The following is a 16,504-nucleotide window of genomic DNA, read 5'->3' on the forward strand; positions in this document are numbered from 1 at the left end:
TTCCCAAAAGTTTCCAATTAGAGCAATGATGTGATGATCACCATGATGCCTATGCTGTGGCATCATGGTGATGGCAGGCAGGGATAAGCCTAGAATTTTTCCCAGTTATCCTGTGTGTTGCCGACCGGTGCGAGTGCTAAACGGGCCGGTTGTACTTTCTTCGCCGTCGGTGCCGGACGTGTTGCTGGCGTGCCGCGCAGGTGGAAATGGTTCATGAGCGTCACCAGATGCGATGACTGTTCGCGCAGGCTGGTTGCCGCATTGGCGGATTCTTCCACCAGCGTCGCGTTCTGCTGAGTGACTTGATCGAGCTGGTTCACCGCATCATGAATTTGCGAAATGCCGGATTCCTGCTCCTGCGTTGTTGTCCCGATCTCGCTGATTAAATCTGCCACGCTGCGTGCCTGATGTACCAGCTTATCAATGGTGCTGCCGGTGTCTTCAACCAGACGGTTGCCCGCTTCCACTTTTTCGACGCTGGTGTTGATCAGCACCGCGATTTCTTTGGCGGCAGACGCGGAACGCTGTGCCAGCGAACGTACTTCTCCAGCGACCACGGCGAAGCCGCGGCCCTGTTCACCTGCGCGTGCGGCTTCGACTGCCGCATTCAGCGCCAGAATGTTGGTCTGGAAAGCGATGCCGTCAATGACGCTAATAATGTCGCGGATTTTGTGTGAGCTGTCGGAGATCTCTTTCATGGTAATGACCATATCGCCGATCGCCTCGCCGCCCTTGGTCGCCGTTTCGCTGGCCTGGCTGGCAAGTTGAGTGACGCTACGTACGGTATGCGCATTTTGACGAATCGCCTGGCTCATCTGCTCCATAGACGCTGCTGTTTGCTGCAAGCTGGCAGCTTGTTCTTCTGTACGTTGGCTGAGATTCTCGCTGCCAGCGGCGATTTGGCTGGAACCGGAAGCGATGGCTTCGCTGCTCTGTCGCACTTGCTCGACGATATCACCGAGGTTATTACTCATGTGATGCATGGTGGCTAACAGGCTGCTGTGGTCGTCCGGCTTGATGTTGATATCGACTGCCAGATCGCCATCGGCCACCTGTCGGGCAATGTGGGTCGCGTAGAGCGGTTCGCCACCCAGTTGGTTTTTCAACGTGCGGGTAATCAGCCAGGCTACGACGGCGGCCATCGCGGTAGCGGCAAGGGAGAGGACCAGCATGATGACGCTGCCGGACTGTGCGCCATGCTTGGCGTGGCTGACAATCTCGTTGGTATCCTGTTGCTGTGAGGCCATCATCGCGTCCAGCACTTTGAACAGCGCGTTTTGTGCTGTCTGCATCTCATTGAGAATAATCGCGTTACCCTGTAGACGCAGTTGTGGATCGGTGGATTGCACCAGATCCATCGCTTTCAAAAAGGCCGCAAGGTACGGCGGGCGAGTATCCTGAAACTGTTTCAGCAGCGCGCTGGTGCCTTCGGTATCCAACTGCTGTCCCAGCTTTTTCAGGTTGGCGGTATTACGGGCGATTTGCTCATCGACGAACTGCTTTTCCTGCCTGATTTGCTCAGAGTTAGTGCTGATTGCAATGTTACGTATCAGGCGAGCATTGGCGTCAAAACCGGCTTTCACTTCCTGAATCAATAACATATTCGCTAGCGTGGTGCCGGAAAGGCGGTCGATGTCGTTACCCAGCCCAACCAGTTGGAGTCGTCCGAAGAATGCCACTATCAGGCAGATGATGATAACCAGAGAAAATCCCATACCCAGCATCTTGCCGAGTTTGATTCTGTTCAGCATATTCATAAACATCCTTAATTTTTTGACATGCTATGAAGGTATAACGGAGAGGGCTTGCTATCGTAACCGATGCAAGTAATGACAAGGTATTATAGCTATGTTTCGCATTTTCGGGATACATCGGCCACTCCCGCGCTCAAAAACATATAGATAAGAATATCTTTAATATCGGCAGGAAAAGCGTTCAGTTGATCACGTAAATTACGGCAAGCGGGATTTCGTATGAAATGTGTGATCTGAGAGACAAAATGCGCGGGGAAGCGTGGTGCGTTAGCCCTTCAGAGGCTAACGCACCGGTCAATCAAGAGGCTTTATCGCTGATAAAAGGGGCGATATAGCGCTGGTAGCGTGATTCTTTTAGCTGTTGCAGGTCGACAAGCACCAGACCATCGATGCAGTTATTGAAATCGGGGTCGATGCCGAAGTCGATAAACCGCACACCTCCCGGTTCACACAGTTCCGAATACTGTTTGTAGAGTGTGGGGATCGCGCAACCCATGTTACTGAGCATGCTTTTCAACCGCGTGAGATCCTGCTGGTAGTCCGTCCCTTCAAACTGTTTCAGCACGTCAGGCAGCGAGGCCGGATAGGGGCGGCGCGATGTTGCCAGCGGCTGATCGGGCGTGAAGTGCAGACGATAAAATGCCACCAGTAGATCGCGTGCGTGGGGCGGCAATGCACCGGAAAGCGACACCGGGCCAAATAGATAGCGGTGTTCTGGGTAACGCGCCAGATAGGCACCAATGCCTAGCCAGAGATAATCCAATCCGCGCTTACCCCAGTATTTGGGCTGAATGAAACTGCGTCCCAGCTCAATGCCTGATGCCAGTATCGGATCCATTTCGTCGCCGTACTGAAACAGGCTGTGACTATAGAGGCCGCTTTTCCCTTTTTCGGCGATCAGGCTTGCCGTCGAGACAAAGCGATACGCCCCAACAATCTCCAGCTCGCGATCGTCCCACAGAATCAGATGCAGATAATCATCGTCATAGCTGTCCAGATCGCGGCGCTGGCCGGAGCCTTCGCCCACGGCGCGGAAGGCGATTTCGCGCAGGCGTCCAAGTTCGCGTAATAGCGGCACGTAATCCTCTTCACCGCGACGGTACAGATAGACCACTTTGCCATCCGGCGTGGTACCCAGCGTTTCGCATGCTGACAGTGCGCGCTTCAACTGCACGCGGTCTTCGGCCAGTGCAATGGGTTTTTCACCGGAAAAGCAGCCGGGCTTTCCTTGTCCCAACCGATAAACATGACGCCGGAAACGAGCCGCCAGATCGTTGGCGTTCCACTCGCCCTGACTCCAGGATGCATAGGGAATTCTGGCACCGATACGCAATTTGAGCGTTTGGTCACGCTGACCAAACATCTCTCTCACCAGCAAAAGGGTAGACAGCGGGCGGTAAACCATGGACGAGAGATAGAACAGCGCGCTGTTACGCCCGCTGATATGAATGGGGACCACAGGCGCACGGGCTTTGCTCGCCATGCGGATAAAACCGTTATGCCAGTGGCCGTCGCGAATGCCTTGCAGGCTGGCGCGTGAAACTTCACCCGCCGGGAAGACGATGATAGCGCCGTCGCCTTCCAGATGCTGCTGGATGGCGCTGATTTGTTGGCGTTTGGTGCGGTTATTGAAGTTATCGACGGAAAAAAACAGATTTTTGAGCGGGGCGACATAAGAGAGTAGCTGGCTGGCGACGATGCGAACATCGGGCCTGACGCTGGCGACGGTGCGTAATAACGCCAGACCGTCCAGTGAGCCAATCGGGTGGTTGGCAACCAGCACCACCGGTCCCTGGCTGGGGATATTTTCTAAATCCCCTTCGACCATTTCACAATTGAAGTTGAAGTAATCAAGAATCTGCTCGACCAGATCCAATCCTTTCAAATGCGGGTAACGCCGCGCAAATTGCTGCATTTCATTTTCAAATAGCAGAGAACGTAAAACCGTTTTCTGCCAGGGTGGCGTATGGCGATGCGGGGCAAGATCTTGCAGAATGGCGTCTAAGCTAAACATAAATCGTTCTCCGTAGCTCTCCGTGGCTAAAAGTACGGGATAGAAATGACATATTTATGTCTGTTGATAGATTATTAGCCAAAATTGTAAATCTGTGTAATGAACGTGTGATTTTTATACGTGGAAATATCGAAGATATGTTGTACGCGCTAGAGCGCTAACGGGGTTAATGACTTGAAAACCAATCTGATTACCCGTGAGGGGTATGACAAACTGCGGGCAGAGCACGATCATCTCTGGAATGTAAAGCGCCCTGAAATTACCAAGATTGTTTCCTGGGCGGCCAGCCTGGGGGATCGCTCGGAAAATGCAGACTACACCTATAACAAACGTTTATTACGCCAGATCGACAGGCGTGTACGCTACCTGAGAAAATGCCTGACGGAATTGAAGATCGTTGATTATTCGCCGCAGCAGGATGGCAGCGTATTTTTTGGTGCCTGGGTCGAGATCGAAAATGAGCAAGGGGATGTGAAGCGTTTGCGGATTGTCGGCCCGGACGAGATCTACGGTGACAATAAAGACTACATTTCGATCGATTCCCCGATGGCGCGCGCCATGCTGAAAAAAGCGGTTGATGAGGAATTTACCGTGAATACGCCGGACGGCCCGCGTGAGTGGTTCGTCAATTCGATTGATTACGTTAAGTCATAATCGACCCGGTAGCGGCACGTAGGGGAACGCGCGGCAAGCTGTGCAGGCGCATTTCCCCCTTCGTATCCTAGTGGCGCCAGAGGTTTAGTCATCTACATTTTGCGCTCGTAATAGCTGTCTGGCCTGCTCAATGACGGGTAAATCCACCATTTCGCCGTTTATCTGGAAAGCGTAGCTGTGTTCGGCCGCTTTCAGCACCTGTTTTGCCCAATCTAGTTTACTGCGATCTGTCGCGAAAGCCTGCTGAACAGCATCGATCTGTGAAGGATGAATGCAGAGTTTGGCGGAGAAGCCGAGCGAACGTGCATGTAACGCATCGGCTAACACGCGATCGTGATGTGTGAAGTCAGGGTTGACGCAATCTATTGGCGGGGGCAAGTCGGCCAGTCTGGAAGCTAGTACAATACGGCTTCTGGCATACAGCAAGGCATACAGGGATTGATCGCAGTGAATATCGAGCGAGAAATCCAGCGAGCCAAATGCGACTCTTTCTACCCCTGCCGCACAAATCTCCTCTGCATTATGCAACCCCCGTGCGGTTTCAATAATCGCAATAATATTCACATTATCCAATCTATTACGATTTATCATTTCCCGCGCGTCATTCAGCATTTCTGCGGATTCTATTTTAGGTAAAACAATTTCCCATGTGACTATTTTATGTCTGGATTTTGCATTATTTCTTAATTTCTCTTTATTGTTGAGTTTATTTAGAAACTCGATGTCTTCCCTGAACGCTATTGAATCAAATTTATTTAAACGTATATATCTTTTGCAATTTATTTCAGAGACGGTCGTATCGTTTTTATCCCACTGGATAATATTCTCTCTGGCCTGGTTTTTCTCATCAGGATGAACAGCATCTTCTAAATCAAATATCACAGCATCGGCCCCGCAGCTGACGGCATGTTGAAAGCGGTGGGGCGCATTACCAGGCACAAAGAGATAGGTTTTAGCGTGTTCCATGCTGCTCTCCTTTGTTTAATTTATTGATTAAATGACATTTTATTAAAATGTAACTAATTAATTGCGAATAAGAATGATACCTATTTACATTGACATTAGTGATATGCTAGCTTTCCGTTCATTATTTTTCAATCCATCTATCGCGACATTTTTATTAAGTTTCGGGACGTGTTAACCCGAGATTTAATGACACCCTTTTATACGTTACAGCAATCAATTTTTACTTGTTTTATCGGTATGAGGAGTGGTTATGAATATCAAGTCAGAGGAAGTTAAACACAGGGATATACATCAGGATACAGATGATTTTCTCTCTGATTACTCAAATAAAAATGCGTTAAGGCGATTGATTCGCTGCTTTTTTGCAGAAGGAATTTTAAATAAAAATGACCTGAATTTTATTGAGGATAATTCCAGGGGAGCGACGCTGGCTTTGCAGGATGGCAAAACTGTATTGAAATTTGATGATATTTCCCCAGCGCCAGCAAACACCTATATTAATAATGGAAATATTTATCTGATTAATTCAGATGGCACATCTTTCCCCGTCACTGGCCACGAGCAGTTGATTGATGTACTTCGTGATAGTTTCGATTTCCACCCGGAAGAGAGCGGCATCCTCGGTCTGAAAAAAGATGTGGGTAACAGTATTAGTAATGATACCCATGCCCGCCGCTATCGTCGCCAATGGCGTGCTGAGGTGGCTGACGCCATGCAGCGAGATGGGCAGAATCATTTCACGCTGTGGCTGCGTCGGCAGCTAAGTATTCGCGATGCCGCGATGTTGCTCGATCAGTGGGGATCGCTGGAAGGCCACCCCTACTACCCAACCTGGAAATCCCGTCCGGGACTGAGTGACGAAGACGTCCAACAGCTATCACCCGAATTCAATGCCCGCGTGCCGCTGCGTATTACCGCGCTGCGTCGTGATATGGCGTATGTGGAATGCATGCCGCATGTCGATAATTTTCATCAGTGGTTTGCTCAGGCGTTCCCCGCGCTCTGGCAGGACTGGAAGCAGCGCCTGAACCAACAAGGGCTGGATGAAACACAGTGGCTCCCGCTGCCCATCCACAGTTGGCATCTGGAAAATTGGGTGAAATCCCATTACGCGGATGAGATCGCCGAAGGCATTCTGCTTACCGACGGCCCCGATCTCATCACCTTGCCGGGGATGTCGTTCCGTACGGTTTTGCCCGTTGAACCACCTTCTTCTCCCTTTATCAAGCTGCCTGTCGCCATCTGGATGACCAGCGAAATGCGCAGCCTACAGGCGAAATCGATCCACATGGGGCCACGTATCAGCACCATTATCGAAGCGATTTTGGCGCAGGAAGGCGGATTTGAGCAGCGGCTGGAATTTTTCCGCGAAGAGGCGGCGTTCCACTACAAGCACGCGGTTCATCAGGACGACGCGCCGGGCAAACATCTCTCCGTCGTGTTCCGTGATGCGCACGCCTATGAACGCGCTGACGGCGCGCTGCCCGTGACCGTCGCCACGCTCTTTACGGCGCTACCTCACCGCGACCAGCCGTTATTCACCGAGCTGGTGGCGCTGTCCGGGCTTGGCCCCGAAGCGTGGTTCCGCCAATACGTTCGCGCCGTGACCCGACCCGTCATCGCTATCTATCTGCTGTACGGCATCGGGCTGGAAGCGCATCAGCAGAACAGCCAGATCCTCTTTTCACCGGAAGGCGTTGCACAGGGGCTATTAATTCGCGATTTCGGCGACGGGCGCACCTACGCACCGCTGCTGCGTCAGCGTGGCTATCACCTGCAACCTTACGTCTGGCCCGGCATTCTGCCCACGGTGTTTGAAGGCGATATCGAGCCGGTGCGGATGTTTGTCGTCGATGCCTGTTTCGTCAGCCACCTGCATGAACTGGCGCTGGCACTCAGTGCGGAATATGGCTTTGCCGATGCCCGGCTGTGGCAGGTGATGAAAGAGGAAACCGCCGCGGCGTTTGACGCCGTGAAGTCGCGCGTTGATGGCGAGCTGTGGCAGACCGAACGCGACATGTTTTTGACCCAGCCCTGGTATACGCGTTCTCTGCTGCGCATGCATATCCAGGAATATCGCGACTACCGGATTCAGCACGGTCTGAGCAATCCCTTCCTTGTGGAAGGGGAAGACACCCGCATCAGATCGTGATGTATGGCGATGCTCCCGCCTTACAGGCTGAAAAACGGGAGCATCTTTTTCACTCCTCATTTTGAGATGGATAACTTAGTTGATGAACGCCAGGAAGAACTTCACTCCACCTACCGGGAAAACGCGTTTTCCTATTCCCTCCGCGTTAGCCGTCGCCGTCACGGCGGCCATGGCTGTGCTAAGCGGTATCGCGATACCCGCCCTGGCTGAAACGGGCGAGCGCGATGATTCCACTATCGTGGTTGAAGCCAAAGACGCGGAAGCCGTACAGGGGCTGGTGGCGGGCGGCATGTCGGCGCGTTCGTCCAGTACCGGGCTGCTGGGCAAAAAGGATGTCATGGATACGCCGTTTAACGTCAGCAATGTGACCTCAGCGTTTATTGAAAACAAGCAGGCACAAACGCTAGGGCAGGTGGTTGCCCATGACGCCTCGGTGCGTGTGAGCAGTTCTCAGGGCGGTCTGCTGGATTCTTATTACATTCGCGGTTTTCCACTCAACGAAGGAAACCTGAGCGACATCGCCATGAACGGCGTCTACGGTGTTGCCCCCAACTATCAGCTGATGACCGACTACATTGAGCGGGTGGAAGTGCTGAAAGGGCCGTCGGCGTTGCTGTATGGGCTGTCGCCTAATAGCAGCGTGGGCGGCGTGATTAACGCCGTCACCAAACGCCCAACCACCGTAGGCAATCTGACCCGCCTCACCACCAGCTGGCAGTCTGATTCCCAACTCACGCAGCATGCGGATATTTCCCGCGTCTATGCGCTGGAAAATAACAATCTGCTCGGCGTCCGTTTTAATGGCAACTATGGCTATGGCGACACCGTGTGGAATGGCAGCGATAAGCGCACACAGGTCGGCGCGCTTGGGTTGGATTTCTCGTCAGAACGTTTCCGTGCCACGTTGGATCTCATCACGCAGCACCTGAAAACGCGTGCGCCGTCGCGACCTTATTCGTTCGCGGCGGGAGTGACCGTACCCGACGCACCAGATGGCAACACCAATATTTCCCAACCGTGGGGCTTCTGGCACTCCAAAGATCAGTCGGTGCTGCTGCATACCGAATACGATCTGGCGGATAACGTCACCTGGTTTACCGATTTAGGCGGTTCCAGCGCACACGTGAGCCGACTGTCGGAGCAGGTGCCGCAGGTGATTAATAACAATGGTGATATTCGTTCCGGCGTAGGGAATTACCGCTTTACCACCAGTCGTTACAACTTCGCGACCGGCGTGCGCGCGGATGTGGAAACCGGAGCGGTGACGCACAAACTGTCGGCACAGACCAGCTACTATCGCGATCGTCAGGCCAGCGCCAGCAGAGCGGGAACGGCCATTGATTCAAATATTTACAACCCTGTCTCTGCGCCAGCACAGGATATCGCCGCGCCCTCGAGTATCTACAAACGCTCTTCTACCGCGCTGTCAGGCATCGCACTGGCAGATACGCTCGGCTTCTGGAACGATGCGCTGCAAGTCACGGGTGGGCTGCGCTATCAGCAGATCAACTCGGATAACTTCGCTGCGCCAGATGGCGGGGCGCGCTCTTCTTATGACAAGAGCGCAATCACCCCGATGCTCGGGGTGATTGTTAAACCCTGGCAGCACGTCTCGCTCTATGCCAACTACATTGAGGGGCTGAGTAAAGGGGACGTGGCACCCACGACGGCTAGCAATGCGGGGCAAGTGCTGTCGCCGTATAAGAGCAAACAGTACGAGGCTGGGGTGAAAGTGGACGCGCTGGGGACGATCTCCACGCTGAGCGTTTTCCAGATCACCAAACCGAGCGGTGCGCTGGTTAACGGCACGTTTGTTGATGCCAACGAACAGCGTAATCGGGGTATTGAACTGGATGTGGTCGGTTCACCGCTGGAAGACCTGCGTCTGACGGGCGGCGTGATGCTGCTGGATGCCGAGTTGACCAAAAGTGTGACGCCGGGGGCGCAGGGCAAGCGTGCGCCGGGCACGTCGCGTTTTCAGGCTAACGCCGGCGTGGAATATGACCTGCCGTTCCTGCGCGATCTGACGCTGAGCGCCAACGTCACCCATAACGGGAAGCAGAACGTCAACACCATCAATACCCAATCCATTCCTTCCTGGACCACGGTTGATTTCGGCGCGCGTTACAAGACGCGAATCTACAACGCGCCCACCACGTTCCGCGCGGATGTCCTTAACGCCTTTGACCGCAATTACTGGTCTGGTGTGACGTCGTTCAGCACGGTATCGCAAGGAACGCCGCGGACGCTGATGCTGTCTGTGGCGGTTGATTTCTAAGGATAGGCATTTTTCAGGAACCGAACGTTAAGGAGATAGCGATGAGCAACCTGTTTAGCTTTGCCGCAGTGTCTTCCCCCGCTGTCGCGCAGGCCCACTGGCCTGAGAGACTGACGCCTTATCTGGATAGTGAGATTGAGCAGTTTCTTTTCAACTCGCCGCAAAGGTTGTCATGGCTGGTTGAGCTGTATGGGTCGCCGCTGAATATTGTCTGGCCTCACACGGTGGCCAACAATATCGCGGCATTGCGAACGGTGTTGCAGCGCCACGATGTGGACTGCCGCCTGTACTACGGCGCGAAGGTGAACAAATCACCGGGGCTGGTGCAGGCGGCCGTTAACGCGGGCGTCGGCGTGGATGTTTCCAGTTTACAGGAGCTGAAAGATGCCCTGCGGGCTGGCTGTGACGGCGCGCGACTGTGCGCCACGGGGCCAGCGAAAACGCGCGAGTTCCTGATGGCGTTGGTTAATCACCGTGCCCTCATCGTGTTGGACTCGCCGGAAGAGTTCGACGAGGTGCTCGCGCTGGCGGATGTGCTGCGCGTGACGGAGCCAGTACGCGTTTTGCTGCGCTATCGCCCGTCGTTCGCACAGGCCAGCCGGTTTGGCATGCTGGCCGATGAGGCCGCACGCTGTCTGGAGACACTGAGCATCAGACAGGATGCGCTTCGGCTGGAAGGCTTTCATTTCCATCTGGGCGGTTATGAGCCCGATACCCGCGTGGCCGCATTGTCTGAGGTGCTGCCATTGCTAGAGCAGGCGCGCGCAAAGGGATTGCAGCCCGCCATTATTGATATCGGCGGTGGATTACCGATTCAATATCTTCCGGCCTCACGCTATCAGGATTATTTAGCGAAGCAGAATGGGGCGGACTATCGCCACGGTCAGGTGCCGACCTCGTTTTACCCATATGGCGGCGAGTGTTCAGCAGCTGATTATCTTGAGGCATTTCTGTCAGCCTCAGTCGGGGATACCCGTGTGGCAGAGGTGCTCAAACAACACGGCTTGATTCTGGCGATTGAGCCGGGACGCAGCCTGGCTGACCAAAGTGCGATTACGGTATTTCGCGTGACGCGAACGCGTCGCCAGCCAGACGGCAACCACGTTGTGTTTGTGGAAGGCAGTAGCTTCAGCGCCTGTGAAACCTGGTTTAACTCTGAGTTTTTGATTGATCCTCTGCATGTTTTTTCCGTCAAAAAAGACACCCCTCCGACGCCGGGCAAAGCCTGGATCGCCGGACACAGCTGTCTGGACGACGATGTCATTACGAACCGATTGATTCATTTTCGAACCGTGCCGCAGCCAGGTGATTTACTGATTTATGCGAATACGGCGGGATACCAGATGGACCTGCTGGAGAACGCGTTTCATCGACATCCGCTGCCTGCGCGCTTGTGTGCGTTCAAAGGTAAGAAAGGTGAGCTGATTTTTTCCAGTGATAACTGAATGGAGCAGAACCATGATCCTGAATAAAGTAACTGACTTGATTGGTAATACCCCCGTTATACAAATTCCGGTTCCCTATGGGGATACGCGTTTGTTTTTAAAAGTGGAGAAGAACAATCCCGGCGGCAGCATGAAGGATCGCATGGCGCGCAACATGATTGTCGCCGGGTTGAAGTCAGGCAAAATTCGCCCCGGCGGCACTATCGTCGAGTCGTCGTCGGGTAATACCGGTATCGGGCTGGCGCTGGCGTCGATCGAATATGGCCTGCGCTTTATCGCCGTGGTCGATCACCACGCGGCACAGGACAAAATTGCCATCATGCGTGCGCTCGGCGCGGAAATTCGCTACGTCTCCGGCGACTACGGTGAAGATGAAGTGGCGGTGGTGGAACGTCAACGCATGGCGGCACAGTTGGCACAGGAAATTCCCGGTGCGGTGTTTATGAATCAATCGGATAACGCGGCGAATGCGGGCGGCTACGCTGATTTTGTGCGTGAGCTGTTCAGCCAGATTGGCAAGATCGACGCGTTTGTCGGCTGCGTGGGCACTGGCGGATCGATGACCGGTATTTCGCACGGCCTGAAAGTCCATAACCCGGATATTACGACCATTGCCGTTGAACCAGTGGGTTCTATTGTCTTCGGCCACCCCGGCAAACCTTACTACCAGTCTGGCACCGGTACGCCAGCCGGAGATACCGTGGGGCTGGTGCTGGATTATAGCTGCATCGACTGTGGCGAGCAGGTTTCGGATGCGCAGGCGTTTGAAACCGCACGCTATATCGCGCGGCACTATGGTTTGCTGGTCGGCGGCTCGACGGGCGGGGTGATCTATAAAGCGCTGGAATTGATCTATCAGGATCGCATCGGCGGCAACGTTGTGCTGGCGATTGCCGACGGCGGTGAAAAATACCTGCATACGGTGTTTAACGAAGAGTGGCTGGCGGCGCGTAATCTGACGGATAGCGGCGTATGGCACGATCTGGATCGCTGGCTGGGCAACGCGATTTCTCTGGAGCAGGCAAGCTAAGGAGTTAAGGATGACCGAAGCGCTAAGCGGGCAGCCGCTTAACGTGGTGATTTGCGGGGCCGGTAAGACCGGCCATCTCGCCACGGTACTGTTTACACAACTGCCGGACGTCAGGGTGACGCTGCTGGGTAGCCATCCGCGCCTGCCGGAAGCCTATCAGCAGCACGGTAAACGGCTACATGCCCTGTTGCCGGATGGCGAGACGCTGACGGCCACGCCGGACTGCGTGACCTGCGATCCGGCGGAAGCCTGCCGCGATGCGGACGTCGTTATCATCACCGTTCCTGCTAACTTCCGCGCCGATCTTCTGGCGCGGATTGTTCCTCATCTGCCCGCCAACAAACCGGTTTATGTTGGCGCCATTCCCGGTTTTTGCGGTTTTGACTGGCTGGCTGAACGCGAGCTGGCCGCTCGTCCGAACGTGGTGATTTGGGGCATGAAGGACGTTGCGCACATTGCGTTTGATTTACTGCCGGGTCAGTCGATCAAAATGGGCGGCGAAAAGGCCACGCTGTATGTCGCCACGCATCGGCGTGAAACGGCTGCGAGCCAGCAGGCGCTGATGGCACTGTTGCAACGACTCTATTCTGCACCAGTGGTGCTGTTACCGGATTATCTGGAGATCACGCTGACGCCGGGTAACCCGATTATGCACAGTGCAGTGATTTATGGCCTGATCGGTCCCTATGGACAGTGGCACGCCCGACCGCTCTCACAGCCGCTGTGCTGGTGGAATGATTGCCCGGAACTCGGTGCCTATTATCTGGAACGTATGGACGAGGAGAACCAACGGCTGTGTGCAGCGCTGGAGGCGCGGCTTGGTGTGCAGTTGGATTCGGTGCTGCCGCTCAAGCAGGAGATTATCGATGCCTATGGTGAGCAGATTGCCGATGCGCACACGATGCTCTCTGTGCTGCGCACCAATCAGGCTTACCACGGCATCGGTCTGCCGCTGCGAAAAGATGGCGCGGGCGGGTATGTGTTTGATACGCAGCATCGGGTGTTTCAGGAGGATATCGCTTACGGCCTGAGCCTGCTGGTGACCATCGCGGAGAATCTGGCCGTTAGCGTGCCGTACATTGAGGAAGTCTACCGGTGGTGCAGCGATTATATGGGCACTTCCACGCAGGATCGTCCCGACTATTTCCCGCCACAGTGGCTGAAATGAGACGGGGTGACGTCGTGAAAGCAGAAGGAATTGACGCATGCGCTTGAATGGGCAGGTGGCGTTCATCATCCACTTTATGTTTGTCGTACAGCTGGTGGCGATGGGGGCGATGGAGATGAGCGGGCCGTTTTGGCCGCTGCATCTGGAAAGTATGTCGTCCGGTGCGGAACTGAGTATCGCGGGGATTGCCGTGTACATCGGGCCGATGCTGGGCATTATGCTGACCAGTGCCTTCTGGGGACGAATGGGCGATCGGCTGGGCAATAAAGCCATGATGATCCGCGCGCTGTTCGGGCTGGCGTTAACCCAGCTCGGGCTGGCGTGGGCCAATGACATCTGGACGATCGTCGCGCTGCGTTTTATTCAGGGCGCCTGTGCGGGGTATATCGCGCCCGCGCAGGCCTACGGCGTCGCGGTCGTCAGTCCGTTACAGCGTACGCGGCTGTTCGCCTGGCTTCAGGTGTCTACCAACGTCGGATCGCTGCTAGGGGCGATAGTCGGTGGGCTGATCCTCGACTACCTGAACTTCTTCTGGATCAACCTGAGCGCCGCGATCCTGTGCGCGCTGTGTGGCATTACCGTGGCGCTGTTCCTGCCGCATGTCGCCCCCGATGTCCCTGCGGTTCCGCCTGCGGATGCACAGGAGAAAAGCACACCGCGCAGGCGGCTTTGGGCGTTGTCGCCGATTTCCGGCCTGCTGCTGATTTCCGGCCTGTTGCTGGCCAGCCGCATGATTCCGCAAACGCCGTTTTCCCTGTATATGGATGGCATTTTTCAGGTGGATAAATGGATTATCGGCCTGTGCTATGGCTTGCAGGCGACCGGTGTGATTGTCTCTGCATCGCTGTGGGCGCGCTATTTTGAAAACCTCTCGCTGTCCCAGACGCTGAGCCGCCTGTGTGTGGTTATGCTGGCCTGCGCCATCGTCACATTGACGGCCGCCACGATCCTGAATATCGCGATTTTCATCCCGCTTTATTTCCTGTGGGGCGTCCTGCTGGGGGCGACGACGCCGGTTCTGATGGCGCTGATTTCCCGTGCGGCTGGTGCCGGACAGCAGGGTTACATACTCGGTGTGGCGCAAAGCGTCAGCCAGTTTGCTTCGATTCTGGGCATTGCTTTGGGTGGATTGGTGCTCTACTCCCCCGGACTACGTTCGCTGTTCTTCTGCGTTGGCGCCGCGTATCTGGTGACCTTTCTGGTCTCGCTGATGCTGCTACGACACCTGCGGAAACAGGCGGAAAAACATGACTCTCTCTCGACGAAGGGAAATATCGAAAATGTGTAATCGTTGGACGCGGCAATATTGCCGTCGGTTATTGCTGAGTGCGCTGTTGATGGTCGGTCTGTCGCCGCTGGTGGCGCAGGCTGAGCAAACTGCGCAAACCTCAACGTTTATTAAGGATGTGCTGGGGCGTGAGGTGAGGGTCAACACGCCGGTGCAGCGCGTCATGTTGGGGGAAGGACGTCAGCTTTATCTGGTCGCGATGCTCGACAGGGAAGATCCGGCGAAAAGGATCGTTGCCTGGCGGCGCGATTTGATTCAGTCCGATCCGGCAACGTGGCACCAGTACCGCGATCGTTTTCCTCAACTGGCGAAAATTCCGACGTTCGACGGCACGGAGAAAGGGACGTTTGACGTGGAACAGGCGGTATCGCTGAAGCCGGACGTCATCATTATGAATATTGAGGCGCAGCGGGCGATTGTCGATGCGGGCTATGACCGGATACTGGATAGCGTCGGCATTCCGATTGTGTATGTCGATTTTCGCTATCACCCGCTGGAAAACACCGCGCCGACCCTGCGTCTGTTCGGCAAGTTGTTTCATCAGGAAGCGCGCGCCGAGGCGTTTCTCGCGTTCCGTGAGGCGCAGCTAAAACGTGTTTCCGACGTGCTGGCGGCGAAAAAGCCGCGTTCACCGCGCGTGTTCATTGAGCGGTTGGGGGGCTACACCGATGAGTGCTGCCTGACCTTCGGCCCAGATAACTTCGGTAAGTTCGTGCAACTGGCCGGTGGCGATAACGTTGCGGCAAAAAATGCGCCGAGCACTTTTATGCAGATGCACCCTGAACAGGTGATTGTGGAAAACCCTGAAGTGGTGGTGATCACCAGCGGCAACTTTGAAGCCTTCGTACCCGGCGGGCGCTGGATTGGATTGGGACCGGGGCAGGATGTGGTTGAAGGGCGCAAGCGGCTTGAATGGTTTTTGGGACGGCCTGCGTATACCAACACCCTCGCGAAGCAGAAACGCGCGTTCTATGCCATCTGGCATCAGTTTTATAACGGGCCCTATGATTTCATCGCGATTCAGCAATTGGCTGAGTGGTTTCACCCCGATCTATTCCGCGATCTCAACGCGGATGACACTTTCCGCCAGCTTCATCAGCAATTTTTACCGGTGGACTACCAGCCGGGCTATTTCGTCAGTCTTGCGCCGTAAATGAGAGGCAGCTCCGACGTTGCGTCGGAGCTGTGCGTAACCGTTACGTCAGGAGGTGGATAATGTTTGAAGGTATGACCTACCAGATCGCTCTTACGCCCGTGCAGTTCCTGCTTCCCTCTGAAAATGTTGATATGTCGAACGTGGAATGTCTGATGGAGGACATTTGCCGCTGTGGCTGCTGGACGACACCGGTGCCCATAGAGAAAGAAACCGGAATTATTATGGACGGCAATCATCGGCTACGTGCGGCCACCGAGCTGGGATTGAAGCACATCCCCTGCGCGTTGCTTGATTATGAGGATCCTCGCGTGTCCGTTTATCACTGGAAGACCGGGCAACCTTTTTGCAAGAATCTGATTATGCAGACCATTGTGACGGAAAAGGGTCTGTTTCCCTACAAGACCACACGTCATCTTTTCCAGCCTGCGCTGCCGTCGGTGAGCGTGGTACTGGATGAACTGATGCGCTAATTACGGCTATGTGTTAACCACGGCTATGCATTAATCACTTTACGTTGCCGCTCTGGATCCGGGTGGCAACGCCCTTTCTCTTCTCTTTTCTCCTGCTTTTGCCACTACCGTGCCTTTTTATTGTCGGCG

The 16,504-nt window shown here is 54.7% G+C and carries 12 protein-coding genes; 9 read left to right on the forward strand and 3 right to left on the reverse strand.

Annotated elements, in window-relative coordinates; translation table 11 throughout:
* Nucleotides 1-89: 89 nt before the first annotated feature.
* Both AB8809_RS01660 and AB8809_RS01665 read right to left on the reverse strand, forming a co-directional pair.
* Nucleotides 90-1,757 (reverse strand): methyl-accepting chemotaxis protein, encoded by a 1,668-nt coding sequence (locus AB8809_RS01660; protein WP_349856633.1) that lies wholly within the window; start codon nt 1,755-1,757, stop codon nt 90-92.
* Between the two features lie 295 nt (nt 1,758-2,052).
* Entirely contained in the window at nt 2,053-3,768 is a 1,716-nt protein-coding gene (locus AB8809_RS01665) for a GNAT family N-acyltransferase (RefSeq protein ID WP_320702098.1), read from the reverse strand.
* Between the two features lie 174 nt (nt 3,769-3,942).
* On the opposite strand from AB8809_RS01665, the gene greB reads away from it, so the two are divergent.
* Nucleotides 3,943-4,422, forward strand: a complete 480-nt coding sequence (greB, locus tag AB8809_RS01670; RefSeq protein ID WP_180779285.1) for a transcription elongation factor GreB — start codon at nt 3,943-3,945, stop codon at nt 4,420-4,422.
* Nucleotides 4,423-4,506: 84 nt separating this feature from the next.
* On the opposite strand, the gene AB8809_RS01675 is transcribed toward greB, so the two are convergent.
* A complete protein-coding gene (locus AB8809_RS01675) occupies nt 4,507-5,388 on the reverse strand; it encodes a CoA ester lyase (protein ID WP_349856632.1) in 882 nt (293 codons plus the stop codon).
* Between the two features lie 250 nt (nt 5,389-5,638).
* Here AB8809_RS01675 and AB8809_RS01680 point away from each other — a divergent pair, with 250 nt between their 5' ends.
* The 8 genes from AB8809_RS01680 (at nt 5,639) to AB8809_RS01715 (ending at nt 16,375) form a co-directional block, all read left to right on the forward strand.
* Complete coding sequence (locus AB8809_RS01680) at nt 5,639-7,540, forward strand: IucA/IucC family protein (RefSeq protein WP_349856631.1); 1,902 nt, start codon at nt 5,639-5,641, stop codon at nt 7,538-7,540.
* Between the two features lie 82 nt (nt 7,541-7,622).
* Nucleotides 7,623-9,818, forward strand: coding sequence for a TonB-dependent siderophore receptor (locus AB8809_RS01685; RefSeq protein WP_180779275.1), 2,196 nt, complete (start codon nt 7,623-7,625; stop codon nt 9,816-9,818).
* Between the two features lie 41 nt (nt 9,819-9,859).
* Nucleotides 9,860-11,263, forward strand: coding sequence for a Y4yA family PLP-dependent enzyme (locus AB8809_RS01690; protein ID WP_349856630.1), 1,404 nt, complete (start codon nt 9,860-9,862; stop codon nt 11,261-11,263).
* Nucleotides 11,264-11,276: 13 nt separating this feature from the next.
* The gene (locus AB8809_RS01695; protein WP_015842000.1) at nt 11,277-12,293 is read left to right on the forward strand and encodes a PLP-dependent cysteine synthase family protein; all 1,017 of its coding nucleotides are present in this window, start codon (nt 11,277-11,279) and stop codon (nt 12,291-12,293) included.
* 10 nt (nt 12,294-12,303) lie between these two features.
* Entirely contained in the window at nt 12,304-13,461 is a 1,158-nt protein-coding gene (locus AB8809_RS01700) for an NAD/NADP octopine/nopaline dehydrogenase family protein (RefSeq protein WP_349856629.1), read from the forward strand.
* 37 nt (nt 13,462-13,498) lie between these two features.
* Nucleotides 13,499-14,749 (forward strand): MFS transporter, encoded by a 1,251-nt coding sequence (locus AB8809_RS01705; RefSeq protein WP_349856628.1) that lies wholly within the window; start codon nt 13,499-13,501, stop codon nt 14,747-14,749.
* Nucleotides 14,742-15,902, forward strand: coding sequence for an ABC transporter substrate-binding protein (locus AB8809_RS01710; protein WP_349856627.1), 1,161 nt, complete (start codon nt 14,742-14,744; stop codon nt 15,900-15,902). Before AB8809_RS01705 ends, AB8809_RS01710 begins: the two co-directional genes overlap by 8 nt.
* A gap of 62 nt (nt 15,903-15,964) precedes the next feature.
* Nucleotides 15,965-16,375, forward strand: coding sequence for a ParB N-terminal domain-containing protein (locus tag AB8809_RS01715; protein ID WP_015841996.1), 411 nt, complete (start codon nt 15,965-15,967; stop codon nt 16,373-16,375).
* Nucleotides 16,376-16,504: the final 129 nt, after the last annotated feature.

It is taken from the genome of Pectobacterium aroidearum, from assembly GCF_041228105.1.
Lineage (GTDB): Bacteria > Pseudomonadota > Gammaproteobacteria > Enterobacterales > Enterobacteriaceae > Pectobacterium > Pectobacterium aroidearum.

Bases quoted from the DNA above. Each gene is read 5' to 3' on its own strand.
- AB8809_RS01660 (WP_349856633.1), bottom strand. From the start codon at position 1,757: ATGAATATGCTGAACAGAATCAAACTCGGCAAGATGCTGGGTATGGGA.
- AB8809_RS01665 (WP_320702098.1), bottom strand. From the start codon at position 3,768: ATGTTTAGCTTAGACGCCATTCTGCAAGATCTTGCCCCGCATCGCCAT.
- AB8809_RS01675 (WP_349856632.1), bottom strand. From the start codon at position 5,388: ATGGAACACGCTAAAACCTATCTCTTTGTGCCTGGTAATGCGCCCCAC.
- AB8809_RS01680 (WP_349856631.1), top strand. From the start codon at position 5,639: ATGAATATCAAGTCAGAGGAAGTTAAACACAGGGATATACATCAGGAT.
- AB8809_RS01685 (WP_180779275.1), top strand. From the start codon at position 7,623: ATGAACGCCAGGAAGAACTTCACTCCACCTACCGGGAAAACGCGTTTT.
- AB8809_RS01690 (WP_349856630.1), top strand. From the start codon at position 9,860: ATGAGCAACCTGTTTAGCTTTGCCGCAGTGTCTTCCCCCGCTGTCGCG.
- AB8809_RS01695 (WP_015842000.1), top strand. From the start codon at position 11,277: ATGATCCTGAATAAAGTAACTGACTTGATTGGTAATACCCCCGTTATA.
- AB8809_RS01700 (WP_349856629.1), top strand. From the start codon at position 12,304: ATGACCGAAGCGCTAAGCGGGCAGCCGCTTAACGTGGTGATTTGCGGG.
- AB8809_RS01705 (WP_349856628.1), top strand. From the start codon at position 13,499: ATGCGCTTGAATGGGCAGGTGGCGTTCATCATCCACTTTATGTTTGTC.
- AB8809_RS01710 (WP_349856627.1), top strand. From the start codon at position 14,742: ATGTGTAATCGTTGGACGCGGCAATATTGCCGTCGGTTATTGCTGAGT.
- AB8809_RS01715 (WP_015841996.1), top strand. From the start codon at position 15,965: ATGTTTGAAGGTATGACCTACCAGATCGCTCTTACGCCCGTGCAGTTC.